The sequence below is a fragment of the Enterococcus sp. MMGLQ5-1 genome (assembly GCF_013155265.1).
In the GTDB taxonomy this organism is placed as follows: domain Bacteria; phylum Bacillota; class Bacilli; order Lactobacillales; family Streptococcaceae; genus MMGLQ5-1.
In genome coordinates, this window is sequence record NZ_JABJXU010000010.1 from 13,730 (window position 1) to 29,081 (window position 15,352).

Consider the following 15,352-nt stretch of genomic DNA (forward strand, 5'->3'; position numbering starts at 1 on the left):
AGATTTCTTATACTAATTGGTATCCTTTGGGCACAATTAAATTGACAAATATTTTTTTACTAAATTAGCTTAAAGATGTATCTACTTTTCTAATATCGTTCAAATACGGCTATACCTGTTTAAAGTACCTTCGAGCAGCTACAGCGAACTAATTTTGGCGACAATAATAGCAAAATTATTGGATTGGTATAAGTGGTATTGGTTGTTTTTGCCCTAAAAAGTAGTAGTAGTCTCTAAAAAAATATTACATCAATGTTTCATCATTAATAAAACTGGAGTTTTTAAGAAAAAAGCTACCGATATAAAAGTAGCTTACTCATATTTTTTATTATTTAATAAGTAAAAATATTTGTCGCCTAAAAACAAGCTGTCTGGAAAGCTTCAGGTTTCAAAAAGGGGAAGAGTCAACCATTATAATTTCTGTTGACTCTTCCCCTACGTGATAGTTTATAGTGAGTGTAAGTTAGCTAACGGAGGTATATGAACATGTTTAAAATAGGTGAATTTTCAAAATTGTCACAAGTGACAGTTCGAGCATTACATTATTATGAAAGAATAAATTTATTAGTTCCTACAACTATTGATCCTTTCACGAATTATCGTTATTATTCTGCTATACAATTAGAGACAGTTAACAGAATAAAAACATTACAAATGATAGGCTTACCCCTGAAGGCAATAAAGAAGATACTAGAATCGAATGATACTGAGCAACTAGAAAAATATTATGACCTGAGAATTATTGAAATTGAGTCCGAACTTGAAGAACTTCAATTGAAGCAGCAGTATATTAAAAAATATCAGAATAAAATGAAAGAAGGAATATACATGGAAAAATATAGTGTTGAGTTAAAAACAATCCCTGAGCGGAAAGTCATGTCTTTGAGAAAGACTCTTCCTACATTTAATGAGGAAGGAAAACTTTGGGCTGAATTATACAACGAATCTTTACAACAAAAAGTTACATTGACTAATCCGCCAATGGGACTAACTTTTTATCATGACAAAGAGTACAAGGAAAATAATGTTGATATCGAGATCCAAAGTAATATCGTTGGAGATTATAAAGATACAAGCACTGTTAAATTTCTTAACGCACCTAGTTTTATGATGGCATCAGTTACTTTTAACGGAAGCTACGAGCAAATGCCTGAAGTAACTGAAGCATTAGCAACATGGATTGAAGTAAATAATTATCAAATAACGGGACCAATGGTGAATATCTCACATGTATCTCCAGCACAAGATCCTAATCCTGAAAATTGGGTAACAGAATCTGGATTCATAGTAACCAAATAGTTTGATTGTAATTATCTGAGTGTTCAGAAAATGGTCATTTTTCGAGTATCAACTGTAGATCAGAATTTAGATCGACAAATATCGATGATGAAAGATGAAAATATTGATAAACTCTTTCAAGAAAAAGCTAGTGGCAAGAATACAGATCGTATTGAATTCAAAAATTTATTAGATTATGTACGAGAAGGTGACACAGTAGTAGTGCCTGCTTTGGATCGTTTAGGTAGAAATTATGAAGATATAAAAAATACAGTAGCTTATTTTAAAATGAAAAAGGTCAATATAAAAATACTAGATGCTCAATTTTTAAATTTCAATACTGGAAATGAACTATTAGATACAGCAATGTTTGATATGTTTCTTTCATTATTGAGCTATATTGCTCAAAATGAACGTGAGAAGATTAAAGAAAGACAAAGGCAAGGTATCGAGTTAGCTAAGGTTGCAGGTCATTATAAAGGTCGACCAGCTGAGTATTCAGAAAGCTCAAATAACCCGCAGAAACGATTAGTCTATGAAGCAGTAGTAGCCATGCTTGATAAAGGCTTATCGGTTGCAGAAATTGCTAAAAAGAACAATATATCAAGACCTACTGTTTATAAAATTAAAAAGCTATCTCAAAGAGATAGCTAAAGGAGTTTATGAAAAAATGTTAATTATTTTGTGATGTTTCAATACCATCACAAATTAAATTTAGGACAAAAGATTATACCTTGGCATCATTTTATAGAACAGAGCTGTAACGTTGCTTTTAAATATTTTGAAAAAATACGTCATTCCATCTGACAGGATCTATTATTGCTTCTGGTACTCCTGTTGTCCTTATTCCTCCAGGAATCCAATGATCTTCTAAGTCAATATAAATTTGTTCGTTACCCGAGGGAATTCGTAAATTATTCATATATTTTTTAGGAACTCCAATAATGATTGGTGTTTCACCTAAATATTTATTAGGGAAATCTAGAAGTTGCTCAATAATTCTGGGGTTTCCAGCTGCTAAATTTAAGACATCCTGAGCAATATTTGCAGGAAATACTAATAATCCATCATCATATCCGACCTGATTACCTTTTTCAAAATCTTTTATTGACTTAAAAAAACTAATTACTGAAATGTTTGCACCAGCTAAATTATACTTGTTAGAGTTTTCACCAGTACTGCTATTATTTTTAGATTTTTTAAATAATCCCACGTTTTATACCCTTTCCCCCAGTAATTATAAAATTTATTGTTATTTATCAAAATATATAAATTAAAATTGGAATGAGCTTTCATATTTTTGTTTAAAATCACGCAATTCTGCTAATTCTTTTTTCATGAGTTCAAATTCTTCTATTGAAGGTACTGTCAGTTGTTTTTCATTTTCGTATTCTTGTTTATCTATATAATCAAAACGAATAATCGGTTCGATTTCGGAAATAAAATCTATTATTTCGTTTCTGGTATGCACACAAAAATGTCTTGCCTTTTCAACATACATATTTGAACTTGTCTTATTGAAATCCATTAAATATTTTGTTTCTATAAATTCCATTACAATATTATTCACGAATATTTCTCGATCTAGCGTATCTAAATTTGGATATTCAGAAATATATTCTTTCCCCCAATTCATATAATTAAAATCATCCATTACCTTTAAAGCTAGAATAGGAACAGATATAGTGGTTTTTAATATTTTCTTATCACTTTCTTCTAAATCAGAAACTATAGCTATTGAGATAAATCCCCCAATTTCGTATTTCATAATTTCAAGGTCATTATTAATTATTTTTGGAAAAATCACTTTTGATATTGGTATTACTTTCATATATTATCACCTTATCTTTATTCAGGATATCTAATTTTTATTTGTTTTCCATCGGGTCTAGTTATTTGAAGAGTAGGTGCATTATCACTTTTTCCGCTACTGCCTGGTCTTGTACCTACGGTGGAACCGTCAGGAAGATCTCCTGTTCTTCCCGCCCCATATTGAGTTTTTATCTCTTTCACATTACTCAAATTTAAACTATCAAAATCTTTATTTATTTGATCCATTCCTCCAGAATTATCAAATTGTTTTATTTTACTATTTGGAGTTTTAGATGAATTGTTTAATTCTTTTGTTAAATCATCTATTTTTTTATTAGTGTCTTTAACAGTTTGCTCACGATATTCTGAATTAGAAGAAAAGCTATAATCGGCACTACCAGGATCTACATTAGATTTACTTAGTGCATTACCCGCAATAGCCATACCACCGATTAAAAATCCAGTGCCTATGCCTTCTAATGATATACCAGCCGCAACTGCAGGCGCACCTATAGGTGCGCCTACTCCAGATAATGAAAAGGCACTACCACCAGTAATAGTCGCAAAACCAACTAAATCAAGAAATCCACCAGCTATTATAGAGGCACCACCAGCCAATAACTGTCCGAAATTATCTTTAATTGCTTCCCAATTCTCTGCATCTAATTCTTTATTTGCTGTAATCGTTAATTTTTCATCATAAACGCCATTTTTTAGAACGATGACCCCTTGTTGAAATGGGCCGATTTGAATTATATTACCTTCACTATCAAACTGTAAACCTTCTGAAGCTTGCTTAATAATTTTTTGCCATTGATCCTTCGGAATATTTTTTAATTCCGATTTCATTTCTTTTTTCCAATAGGCAAGTGCATCTGGTGTTAAACCTAAGTGTGCTACTGCATCTTCTAGAGTTTGATCTGTACTTGGTTTATTACCATGTATTTGTGTATCTATCTGTGTATTCTTCATTTGAGTTAACCAACTCATATCAGCATCATTTGTATAATAGTTACCATCAGAGTCTACAGTTACCTTATTTAACTCGGTTGCACCTTTAATAGCCAGTTGTAAGACTTGTAGGCTATCAGAGAAATATTTAGAAACATCAGCCACGAACCATTCCAGTTTATCAATTCTTTCTTGCGTATCATTAATTCTCATTTGAACCGCATCTTGAAGCTGATATAAAGCACTATTCTGTGCTAATAGGTTACCTAAGTTTCCAGTCACAAAAGCCTGTGCCTGCTTAAAAAAATCTTGATTATTCTTAAGTTGCTTTTCAATTTCTTTGAGTTGCTGCTTTCTCAATTTAAGTTGTTTCTTTAATGAATCCATATCTAATGTCCCATATTCAGATACAATTGAATCCGCATATTGATAACTGCTTATTTCAGATTGAATATCATCAATCGCCAGCTGTAGTTTTTGAATCGCTGGTATAATGATTTCACTAAACAAGCCTCTACCTGCGGTGTAAGCAGCACCTTGAAGTTCACCTGAATCAAGACTGCAGATTAAATGATTGGCGCCAGAGGCGAGTCAATCAGTAATTTGATTTGCTAGGTTAACATTATTATTAATTGCTTGAATGAGATTACTAGAATCAGAGGAACTATATTTTATGCCCATGGTAATTTGTTCCTTTCCTGATGAAGTAAATCTATTTGCTCATTCATATTCTGAGTCATTTGTCGATTTGAGGCTTCAATTGCTTCTTGAAATGTCTCTACATAAACGTTCAATTGATGATTAATGGTTTGACTGTTTTGAATATCTGCTTGTGCAAGTGGATTACCATTTTTTAAAGAATCGTAACTCAATGCTTCATCTTCATTCGCTAATTGCTTAAAATCATTCTGAAATTGTTCTAAAGAACGCTGGAAATTTTGTTTTAAATGATGCAATGTTTCCTCGTTTTGTTCAATTTGTTGAATCTCTTGTGCGATTTCAAAACGTTTTTCTGCATTAATATCATGTACCATCTTCATTCACCCCAACGATTGCTCAATTCAATATCACGTTTTTCAATTTTAGCAGCTAATTCAGGAAATTTGTTTGCCTGTGTTAAAACAGCTGAACTGAATTCACTAATTGCTTGTAACATTTGATTTGCGGTTTGTCGAGTTGTTTCCATACCTGGAATTTCAGAAGTATAGCCAAACTCAACTTGATTATTTTGAAATTCAGCTGTATTGATGCCGACTAACTCATTAATTGCAGCATCAGCCGCAACAGTATTAGAACTGATTTTACCTCCAGCCATAATTAACCTCCTAGATGTTATTTTATATATTATATCATTGATGAATAGATTAATAAATTATCATCATAATTATAAATAATATTTAGTTGTAGCACCAACAATGTTAAAAAATAGCTATCAATTGTCGAAATTTGTCATAAGAAACGATGTATGATAAGCATGAATAATACTTAAAGGAGAATTACTATGAATAAAATATCAGTCAACCTTCATAAACTAATTAGGCAATCTGCTGAAAGTGCTATTGATAACTTCGATACTGAAAGATATACACTCTCATTTGAAAATCAAGATGATTTAGCAAAACAAGTTGCTATTTTAACTAATTCAATATCTGATGAATTACGTGAATCAATCAATCTCGAATTACAAGTTTTAATATCAAAAGACATTGTTAGGAAGTTAAACAAATAATTACCCACAAGATCATTACTTCAAAATTGAAAAAAAAAGATATTGATGCTATAATGACAATATAAAAGAGGAGTACGCTAATACTCCCCTAATGCAGAACCGTTTAAGACGGTGGCATTGAGTAAGTTAAATAATAACCGTTATCGTGCCAAAGATAAGACGGTTATTTTTTGTTGTTCTTGCCGTTAAGCTTCAGGACTAATATTGCAAAAGCAATCATTAGGCTCAAAGCTTGATAGACTGTCAACAGGCATTTCCTTTCTTAAGATTTTAGCACCTATTCTCATAAGCACCACCACCTTCCGTAAAGATAGCCACCGTCATAACTTTTCTACAACAATCATTATATCATTAATTGAATCAGATTATATCATCAACCTTGCATTTTAAAGCTTTTGCTAGTGCCGCATATTCATATGTTTTACGTGGTTTAGGACAAGGCATTTTGCCAGTTTCAATGGATTGAATTGTTAACTTTATGTGATCTGCACAACCAGTCATTATGCCAATCGCAGATTTTTAGGCTAATTCATCAATTGATAAACCGATTTGTTTTCTTTTATTTTCTAATTTTGAATGTATCTGATTTATAAAAAATGATCCTCCATAAATGTAATAAATGTCGCCAATAATTTTATGCCCTGGCAACCTGCAGCAAGCAAAGTTTGGCGACAAAATAATATTTAATCTTAACAATCAATTAATTCACGATTTTTGAATTTTAAGCCTTCATGTTAGCCATTGTAATAAATTGAATAATCTTTGATTGTATGAGAAGTATCTTTACCAGCTACTAAATTTAATTCTTTTGCTGAAGATAAAACGATTTGTGGTAATTGTAAGGATAATTCATAGCCATTTGCAATGACCAGCTGATTTAATGCTTTAGATAAACCTGTTAAATAACCTTCAATGTAATCACGTTTTAATTCCCATTTTCTTTTATATTTCCGTTTGATTTCTTTCTTTTGCATGAAATTTTGGGCGCAGTAACTTACACTGCCTTTAGCATAATGAAAAGTAATTTCAGCAATTTGAACATCAGTATCTAAACCTAGAAAATGTAATAAAATGGTATTTCCTTGTTCATAATAAAACTTCACTCGGAAATTTTTAGCTATTATTCTAGCGAATTCGTATACCCATTTGTGTGGTCTACCTTCATAAATTACTTGATTTGTAATATTTTGAGTATCTTGCTTAGTTTTGTAATCAAACATATCAGACTCAGAAATATGCTAGCATTAATTGTTGTGCTTTTAAAAGAGCTGTCATACTTTCTTCATCATTTGCTAAGGCTAATAATTTTTTTATTTTTTCTTGTTGTTTGTTTGTCACATTAACCTCCAAATATAAATTAGATTGCCCCACGAAAGTCGTTATTTTCTTCAAAATCTAATGACTAAGCCAAGTTACCATATCAATCAGAATCAATTACTTGTCCTTCTGATAACGCTTTAGCACGTGCTTTAATTAATTCAGCTGTATCTTCTTGTACTTCAAGATAAGGGTGTATAAAATGATTCTCATTATAAATATTAGCCAATTTGGAACAATGTTAATAAAGTAGACACAAAATAATTAATTTTCTTTAAAATATTTTGTTTCTTTTTCATTGGGTGTTGTTTGATTATTTGATTGATGAGGTCGATACGCCATATTCTTTTCATAGTTCAGTTTGGCTTTTGCCCGAGTGATAAAGGCTGACAAGAGATTGCTTAAAAACTTCATCATAACGTTTGTATTTTGTCATAAAAGTATCCTTTTGATATTGTGTCATTTTAAATAGACTATAACACACTTTTTTATATCTACTTTTATAGGATATATCCAATAACTAGATTATAGAAATATATATGAAAAATAAGGAGAAGTAAAGAAAGCAGGTTGATTAGAGGAGAAAAAAGAAAAGCTAGGAATATTGAAAAAATAATTGATCAGTTAAAATTTTCTATAATATACCAATAAGGCGACTATATTTTTTTAGAAAATATAATAATATAATTTGGAATTTTATCGTATAGATTTTTATGAAAGATATTCTTCCAGCTCGCTATTTTTTACAAAATCCCCACCATTCCAGTTGAATTGTTTGAAATCCAGTGCAAGTGAGTGAAAGATTTTTCTTGAATAATGTTTTATTTAAAACCATCTGAAATCATCTGAAACAAAAACTATAAAAACCAGGTCTTAAAAAAGCCCGTAAAGCTTCACAATTTTCAAAACGTTAATATGCTGGAGCCGTTGCGAATTGATTCGCTTACGGATACAGTATGGGACGGAGATTTTAGAAGAAATCGAGTACCAATCAATACAACGTTTCAAGCGTTTCGCAATTCATTTTGTGAAACGCTTTTTTGCCATTGCCACTTACTCTCTGAAAATTGCTTGCAATTTAAGGCAGTTAGTGACAAAGGTATGCATTTGAACTAAGTTTTTACAAGCAACCAAAGGGCACTTTAAAAACTTAGTTTAAAGGCTCGATTATTGACACCACAGTTGACACCATTCCAGTCCATATCATTTTGAAACAATTTGCGATAGGCGATTTCGCCTACAGGTAATTTAATGACATTTGGTTTATTCACATAGGTTTAGTGATGTTAGTATCACTATGAGTTAATGCTTCAGAAATTTGTTCTAAGGATGTGCCAGACTGTCTAGCAAGTGTTGCACCTGTATGTCTTAATTTATGAGGTGTTGCGTGTGCAAGATGTGGATGTCTGCGCTCAATTGATTTCATTCGATAGTTAAGATAATTTGTGTGAAGTGGTTGATTGATATTAGAACAATTTTTTGTAAATGGACTATATTGCAGGAAAAGTAAAAAAACAACTCCATTTTCTGAAGCTGTTTATCGTTTACTATATTTTATTCTTTTTACTTTTGATTGGATTTTTTTAAATTTTTTTTATTCCTCTTCAAACACACCTTCATCATTCAAAACATACTTTGTCCCATGCCACTCGCTATCTTGTTTAATCGTATCTCTCAGCCAAGTAGTCGCAGAGCTCGGCCAGCTTGCAGGTGGCACATATTCATCTGGAAAGACTGGGATAATCATCAACTCATCATATTTTTGGGTCACGGAATCCATTGTCACCCAGAGCTGGGCATAGACATTGACATTGTCCTTTAAGCGCACATTAATCGCATGGACGCCCATGGCCTTGGTGCTTTGATAATCGATCTCATAGTTTCTGATTTTTGCCCAGATTGGTGTATAAAACTTGCGCCCAGCAGCCCTAAAACCTTCAGTCTTGCCAGTCGTAATCCGTGAATCATTCGCCGTAACCTGTTCGTCCGTGAAAATCGCACCGGTCATCTTCTCAGATTGAACTTTCGGGAATTCGGCAACCTGATGAACCGCAATCGTATTAATCGTATTGGTTGTTGCATCTAATGGTAGCTTAGCTTGGCTACCAACTGCGGTATAAGGGACATAAGTATCTTTTTCAACCAATGCTTTATCCATTACTAAATCATAGGCATAGTCGAAGTTTGCCTTAGCTCGACTGCCCTCAATCACATAATTAGTAGTCAGCTTGCGCTCAAAGCCATAGCCTGACTTGGTATTTGGGATTTTAGTATACGACCAAGCAATCGTTTCCTCATCTTTTTCAATTGGCAGCCCTTGTTCACGTGAGGTTTGCACAACACCTTTAAATACCGCCTGATTTTTGGTAAAGGTAAAGCTTGCCCCTTGACTATCGCCTGTCTGATTGCCAGTCGTATCAATCGTTGCCGTATACGACTTCTCAACCGCTGTATAACCCTCTGTATCAAGCTTGCCATTTTTCAACTGAACCTTATCAGCATTAAAGCTCTCAATCCGTGCTTCGTAGCTTTGCTTTTGGTTAACGCTCAAATCGCTCGTTGGAATCGTTCCAGTGAAGGTTTTAGTCGCCGTCCCTAAAGGCAGATCACCAATCTTGATTTCACCCCACGTATAAACCTTTTGATTGGTCGTTTGATTATAAAGATTTAGCGTAAATTTTTGTTGGTCGGCATCGGTTGAGCTGGCTTTTTTATTGAGATAAACCCGAACAGGAAGGCCAGCGCTTGCTTTATCAGTGTCAATCTCAATGCGTTGGACATTTAAATCAGCCTTGCGATAGTTATAAAAAATGAATGTTTTATCTTGATGTACCCCTTGGTTGAAGAAGGTATCAGCTTGCGTACCTTGACCAGCTATTAGATAATAGTTCTCTGGTGCTTTGGTTTGAGTGACCGTCACCTTGACATCTGGATTGGCACTAATTGCTGGGTAATAGTATTTATAAGCATTCCAGCTGCTTTGTATAATATCATTATCATCATACCAATAATCATAGCCGCCGAGATAGTAGCTCACCTCATTTTTATGATAAGTATCCGTAACAGCATTAAGTAAGGTCACACCCTTTGCGGTTTGAAACTGATAGCTTGTCCCAGTATGCGTTGGACTCGAGTCATAGCGGTATTTTTTACCTGTTACCGAGGCCTCTGTCGCTGTAAAGTCACCAACCGTCAATAATTGATTCGTATCCTTATCTCGTAATTCAACTAACGCAGTCCCTTCAGTAATGACAGGTGGTTTTGGCTCTGGCTCATCTGGCTTTGGCTTATTGCTTGGCGGTGTCCAAGGGGTTTGACCATCCTCTTCAGTCAATGTAACTAAATTTTGTTGACCTAATACCGAGAAAAGATATGGCTGATTGTTGCCCTTTTCTTGGTTCGAATCATCATAGACGCCATCGTTAAATGATAGATTAAAGCTATTTTTAAGGCCAAAGCTGAAATAATAGCCTCGTGCGCCATCAATGCCGTTTGTGGCGAAGTTTGGTTGAAGATCTTTTAACCATGTCCCGTTTTCAATAGGTTCTAAATTGGTTAGTCGGTATTCGGGATTTTTATTGGACTTGTCTGTCGGCACCCAGATTTGTTCACTGAGTGTTTCAAAAATGGCTTGTCTTGCATCAATATCCTGCCAGACAGCGAAAATACCAATCGGACTCTTTGGTGCTTGTGTGGTACCCGCTTGGACGAGCTTAAAGCTTAAATCAACCTTAGAATAACCATATGGTATAAAGGTTATCACATCCTCAAAAAGTGGCTTGCCATCAGTCCCCGCACCCACATCTTGTGGTAAGATACGCATGCCCTTTGGGTTAACAAGTGCTCCGACATTATCGGTGTAGCTATATTCATTTGGGCGCGAGGTGCCCCTAACTGTGACAATTAAATCAAGTACTGTCCCATCATCAAGCTCACTGACATGAGTAATGCGGTATTGATTACCAATACCGATAGTAAAAAAATCACTTGGACTCCAACTAAAATCAGATTGATAATAAGGGTCTTCGGGATTTTTAGAAATCCCACCTTCTAATGGAAAATATTTTTCTTTTTCAACATGCCCCGATATCACTTCAATTTTTGTTTGCTTTTCATGCCAATAAATTTGTGGAATATCCGTTAGGCTTTCAACTAATCTTTCATCGTAGTTGTCGGCTAGAAAGGTTTCAAAATCAAAGGTGGCCTCATTTTTTTCGATTTGTTCATAATCGACTGTTTTTCGATTATCCCAAATGCTTTGGGACATGGAATGTATGTCGCTTGTTAATCCCAAAAATAATAAAATCAAGCCACATGAGACGAGGAGATATTTTAAACCCAAGCTAAATCGCTTCTTTTTTAAGTCTTTCATTGCTCAATCCTTTCCTGACTATTTTTAAAATACTTCATTAATTATTACTACGTTAAAAAACGACAAAAAAGACAAGTCAATTATGCTTGTCTCAGTTATTATTTTGTAATGATTAACGGTTAATGTAATAAGCTTAAAAACCCACAACTTCTCTCCAACCCGGATATACTCTAATGAATTGATGTGTTGGGTCAGCCGCATACTGTTCAAGTGGTGCAAAACGAAAAACACCTTTTACGCCATTTTTCGAATCGTTCGCATAATATAATCTACCCTTGGGACGAAAATCCCATGCCCAACCGTTTGCATCAGCGTAATTATCGTATTCTTCAGCTGTCATACCAACACCATAATTCCATGCTTCATCATCAATCACGCCAATTAACTCACCTATGTCATTATAGAAATAATAATGCGTATCACCAATCCCATCATAATTTTGAGCATTGACTGGGACTGGATTAGGTACAGCACAAGGTTTAGCGGTGACTGCCTGTTCAGCTGCCGTTATTGGTAACGGTTCCCCCTTTGGTACATAAATGGACGGTGGTGTTTCAACAGGTGTTTCTGGTACGCTCGGCGGTGTTACCATTCCTGTTTCAGACCACTCGGAGTAACGCTTGATAAACAGTGCCATTTGTTCACGTGTAACTGTATCCTTTGGTGCATAAGTGGTCGGCGTATAGCCCGTCGTAATCCCGGTTTCAGCTAACCAAGCAATCGCTGCCTTAAATTCATTATCAGCGGCAACATCTAAAAACGGATTAGCTTTCGTTGGATTGGGTTTCTCCGCTAAACGATTGAAAAAGGCAGCCATCTGTTCACGAGTCACTGAATCCGCTGGACCAAAAGCAGCTGTATTATAGCCTGTCGTTATACCCTCATTTTTTGCCCAAGTAATCGCTTGACGAAATTCCGTTGATAGCCCAGTTGTATCCGCAAAGTCATTAATCGTTACGGCTGGTTTATCTGCCAATCGATATAAAAAGGTCACCATCTGCGCGCGTGTCACACGATCCTGAGGCGCATAGGTGGTTTTATTATAGCCAGTTGTAATCCCTTTATCTGCTAACCAAGCAATCGCCTGCTGGGATTCTGAGCTCAAATGAGTAATATCCTGAAATTCTGCCGCCGAAACAAACGAACCACCAATCACACTCAAACCAAGCGCACCAACAATCACAAGCTGCTTACTTAAACCCTTCATCTTTTTAAACATAAAAATCTCCTCCTCATGTATTACTACGTCAATTTGCTTCAAATTTTGATAAACAAACCATAAAATTATAAATATCACACTTTTTACTCATTGTAAACTAATTTAAAGGCGATTTCACTCGCATTGCCCTTAATTTTGATTTAGTAGCTTCATATTTTAGAACGCATGATATTGAGTAAATTTTTGTCTGTGAAAAATAAAAATGAGCTCAATATTTTTCACTTTAAGAATTGATATATATCATTTGAAAAGGGTATAATTAATTATTAAGCTCAATTTTCTGATTGTTTTTTTAAAAAATTTACTTTATAGCCTTTCTGGTAAATAGCTTTTAGTGAATACAAGAGCTGAGCATTTGCTTAAGGCTGTTTAACCGAGCTTAATAAAAAATATTTAGGAGGTTAATTGTATTGTTATATTCAAAAAAAATTATTACGATATCAATGCTATTAATAATAGCTTTAGGTATCCTTTCACCTTTACTGAGCTCAGCGGAAACAGTAGAGAGTAATGATAATCAACCAATAAAAGCTACAATTTTTAATGCAGTAGCGATATCCGGTGCCAATCCGGCTGAGGGGACCTTAGGCATTCAATATAATGAAAATTATACTGAGGTGGTTGGTTATAATGGCACGGCGACGGATGTGATTATTCCGCAAGGTATAACAAAAATTGGAAATCAAGCGTTCTATAATAAACAGCTAACTTCTGTATCAATTCCTAATTCTGTGATAAGTATTGGCGCTAGGGCATTTGGAATTAATAATTTGACCACGGTAATCATTCCTGATTCGGTAACTGATATTGAAAACGGAGCGTTTACTAGAAATAAATTAGCTTCAATTAATATTCCTAATTCAGTGAAAACAATTTCAAATTATACGTTCTCTGAAAATGAGTTAAGCTCGGTCATAATACCTGATTCTATTACACATATTGGCGCTGGCGCATTTCAGATTAATGCTTTAAAAGCAATTAATATTCCCAATTCAGTGATAAGTATTGAGCAAAACGCTTTTAGAGATAACCAGCTTACCTCTATCGACATTCCTAATTCTATAAGTAGTATTGGAGATTTTGTTTTTGCAACGAATCAATTAAACTCAGTAACAATACCTAATTCGGTAACCAGTATCGGTTATGGTGCTTTTACTCAAAATCAGCTATCTATGATAAGCATTCCGGAGTCTGTTAAGTCAATTGACGGCTATGCATTTGCGCAAAATCGTCTAATCTCAATAAATGTACCTAATACTGTTGAGAATTTAGGAGCTGGAATATTTTCATATCAAGAAGGCGATACGACACAACCTAGAAGGTCATCCTATACACCAAGTGAATTAGGCATTTCAACATTTTTTCAAGAAAGTAAGGCCGTAAATCTCGTAAGTCTGACTGCAGGAGTCGCCTTTGATGGCACAGAATTACAGCTTGATTCTAGCTTTAGTGATACCCAATTTGTTGTTGAATGGAGTTCGTGGGACGGTCAACATACTGGTACATTAACAGTCGGTTTAACGGAGCCCACTATTGTAACTGGGACAATCAATTATCAAGATGAATTAGGGAATTCTTTATTAGAGTCAAAGGATGTTTCCACACAAGTAGGTTCGACCTTTAGCTGGTTGATTCCGGAAAATATTACAGGCTATCAAGTTGACTATGATAAATCTACAATAGAAACGATGCGTCTTGATTTAGAGGAAGCTCAAACGATGACCTTAAAATTTTTTATGGATTTATTTGAAATCGACAAAATCGAAGATTTGATTAATTATTTGAATAGTAAGGTAATTCAAGAGGATACTCAATGGGTGGTGATGAACTATGTCTATACCAAATCGTCAGCTCAAGGTGCTAAAGTGACTGTTCGATATATTGATACAGATAATAAGCGTATTGCAAATGAAAAGATATTATCAGGTAATATTGGTGATAGCTTTACAACAGAAAAATTAACTCTTGAAGGCTATACTTTCAAGGAAGTGCAGGGTAACCCAGCTGGCAGCTTTACGGATCAAGAACAGACAGTAACCTATGTTTATACTAAAAATAGTAACTCCAATCAATCTGATGAGCATAAAACTGAAGCAGGCAGTAACAGCTCAAAATTAAATAGTAATAAACAATTACCAAAAACTAATGCAATTAACGAGTCTTTTATAGTCCTAATCGGAATACTAATGATATTTACGATTTCTATTATTTATTATCGTTCAAAAGAGAAAGCATGATAATTAAGATATAATTTTTAAAAAATAATCTTTATTAAAAAGCTAAACGTCTAATTTAACCTCATTCTTCAATTATTTTATTTTGAAAATAATTGAAGAATGAGGCTTTTCATTTATAAAGTAGCCACAGTACTCTTGATTCAATAATTCGTAATCTTTTTCTATATTTTTGATTATTTCTTTAGGGTTGTAATCCTCCTCCAGCTCGGTTTCTATATAAAATTCTAAGAGTACAAATTTTGAATCAAGACCAAGAATATATGGTAAAATTTGCCAAAAATTATCAGAATTTATCTGTTGGATATAACTATCAAGCTGTAATAATAAGCGCTCATAGAAATTTATTAGCTCTATTTGTTCTCCTAATTCCACCATTTTTGAAGTTTTTTGGAAACTATTTTTATATTCCTTAATATTTTTGTAAGTCTTCATTGAGT

At 34.1% G+C, this 15,352-nt stretch carries 15 protein-coding genes and 1 pseudogene; 4 read left to right on the plus strand and 12 right to left on the minus strand.

Translation table 11 applies throughout. The features are described from left to right. Positions 1 to 486: 486 nt before the first annotated feature. Both HOY35_RS10290 and HOY35_RS10295 read left to right on the plus strand, forming a co-directional pair. Positions 487 to 1,299: a MerR family transcriptional regulator gene (locus HOY35_RS10290; protein WP_172213523.1), complete on the plus strand. Its 813-nt coding sequence runs from the start codon at positions 487 to 489 to the stop codon at positions 1,297 to 1,299. A 30-nt stretch (positions 1,300 to 1,329) separates the two neighbouring features. Beyond that, complete coding sequence (locus HOY35_RS10295; RefSeq protein WP_172213521.1) at positions 1,330 to 1,932, plus strand: recombinase family protein; 603 nt, start codon at positions 1,330 to 1,332, stop codon at positions 1,930 to 1,932. Positions 1,933 to 2,050: 118 nt separating this feature from the next. On the opposite strand, the gene HOY35_RS10300 is transcribed toward HOY35_RS10295, so the two are convergent. The 5 genes from HOY35_RS10300 to HOY35_RS10320 all read right to left on the minus strand — a co-directional run bounded on the left by HOY35_RS10300 (position 2,051) and on the right by HOY35_RS10320 (position 5,356). After that, positions 2,051 to 2,491 (minus strand): hypothetical protein, encoded by a 441-nt coding sequence (locus tag HOY35_RS10300; protein WP_172213519.1) that lies wholly within the window; start codon positions 2,489 to 2,491, stop codon positions 2,051 to 2,053. Positions 2,492 to 2,551: 60 nt separating this feature from the next. Beyond that, on the minus strand, positions 2,552 to 3,109 hold the full coding sequence (locus HOY35_RS10305; protein WP_172213517.1) for a hypothetical protein: 558 nt from the start codon (positions 3,107 to 3,109) through the stop codon (positions 2,552 to 2,554). Positions 3,110 to 3,126: 17 nt separating this feature from the next. Then, on the minus strand, positions 3,127 to 4,551 hold the full coding sequence (locus HOY35_RS10310) for a hypothetical protein (protein WP_249641543.1): 1,425 nt from the start codon (positions 4,549 to 4,551) through the stop codon (positions 3,127 to 3,129). A 161-nt stretch (positions 4,552 to 4,712) separates the two neighbouring features. Beyond that, positions 4,713 to 5,075 carry a hypothetical protein gene (locus tag HOY35_RS10315; protein WP_172213515.1) on the minus strand — a complete coding sequence of 121 codons (363 nt, stop codon included), beginning with the start codon at positions 5,073 to 5,075 and terminating at the stop codon, positions 4,713 to 4,715. Positions 5,076 to 5,077: 2 nt separating this feature from the next. Next, on the minus strand, positions 5,078 to 5,356 hold the full coding sequence (locus HOY35_RS10320; RefSeq protein ID WP_172213513.1) for a TIGR04197 family type VII secretion effector: 279 nt from the start codon (positions 5,354 to 5,356) through the stop codon (positions 5,078 to 5,080). Positions 5,357 to 5,542: 186 nt separating this feature from the next. Here HOY35_RS10320 and HOY35_RS10325 point away from each other — a divergent pair, with 186 nt between their 5' ends. Then, a complete protein-coding gene (locus HOY35_RS10325; protein ID WP_172213511.1) occupies positions 5,543 to 5,770 on the plus strand; it encodes a hypothetical protein in 228 nt (75 codons plus the stop codon). Positions 5,771 to 5,933: 163 nt separating this feature from the next. Here HOY35_RS10325 and HOY35_RS13675 read toward each other — a convergent pair whose 3' ends face one another. From HOY35_RS13675 to HOY35_RS10345, 6 genes and pseudogenes are all read right to left on the minus strand, one after another. Next, positions 5,934 to 5,990: a hypothetical protein gene (locus HOY35_RS13675; RefSeq protein WP_367649913.1), complete on the minus strand. Its 57-nt coding sequence runs from the start codon at positions 5,988 to 5,990 to the stop codon at positions 5,934 to 5,936. Between the two features lie 514 nt (positions 5,991 to 6,504). Then, a complete protein-coding gene (locus tag HOY35_RS10330) occupies positions 6,505 to 6,990 on the minus strand; it encodes a DUF2786 domain-containing protein (RefSeq protein WP_249641542.1) in 486 nt (161 codons plus the stop codon). 7 nt (positions 6,991 to 6,997) lie between these two features. Continuing rightward, entirely contained in the window at positions 6,998 to 7,108 is a 111-nt protein-coding gene (locus HOY35_RS13510; RefSeq protein ID WP_349627508.1) for a DUF2786 domain-containing protein, read from the minus strand. 1,121 nt (positions 7,109 to 8,229) lie between these two features. Beyond that, positions 8,230 to 8,555: pseudogene (locus HOY35_RS10335) on the minus strand (tyrosine-type recombinase/integrase); the annotation flags it as partial. Between the two features lie 126 nt (positions 8,556 to 8,681). After that, positions 8,682 to 11,459 (minus strand): hypothetical protein, encoded by a 2,778-nt coding sequence (locus HOY35_RS10340; protein WP_172213509.1) that lies wholly within the window; start codon positions 11,457 to 11,459, stop codon positions 8,682 to 8,684. A gap of 133 nt (positions 11,460 to 11,592) precedes the next feature. Beyond that, the gene (locus HOY35_RS10345; protein WP_172213507.1) at positions 11,593 to 12,678 is read right to left on the minus strand and encodes an S-layer homology domain-containing protein; all 1,086 of its coding nucleotides are present in this window, start codon (positions 12,676 to 12,678) and stop codon (positions 11,593 to 11,595) included. Positions 12,679 to 13,088: 410 nt separating this feature from the next. Between HOY35_RS10345 and HOY35_RS10350 the strand changes: the two genes are divergently transcribed. Next, positions 13,089 to 14,915: a leucine-rich repeat protein gene (locus HOY35_RS10350; RefSeq protein WP_172213505.1), complete on the plus strand. Its 1,827-nt coding sequence runs from the start codon at positions 13,089 to 13,091 to the stop codon at positions 14,913 to 14,915. Between the two features lie 72 nt (positions 14,916 to 14,987). Here HOY35_RS10350 and HOY35_RS10355 read toward each other — a convergent pair whose 3' ends face one another. Further along, positions 14,988 to 15,347 carry a hypothetical protein gene (locus HOY35_RS10355; RefSeq protein WP_172213503.1) on the minus strand — a complete coding sequence of 120 codons (360 nt, stop codon included), beginning with the start codon at positions 15,345 to 15,347 and terminating at the stop codon, positions 14,988 to 14,990. Between the last annotated feature and the right edge of the window lie 5 nt (positions 15,348 to 15,352).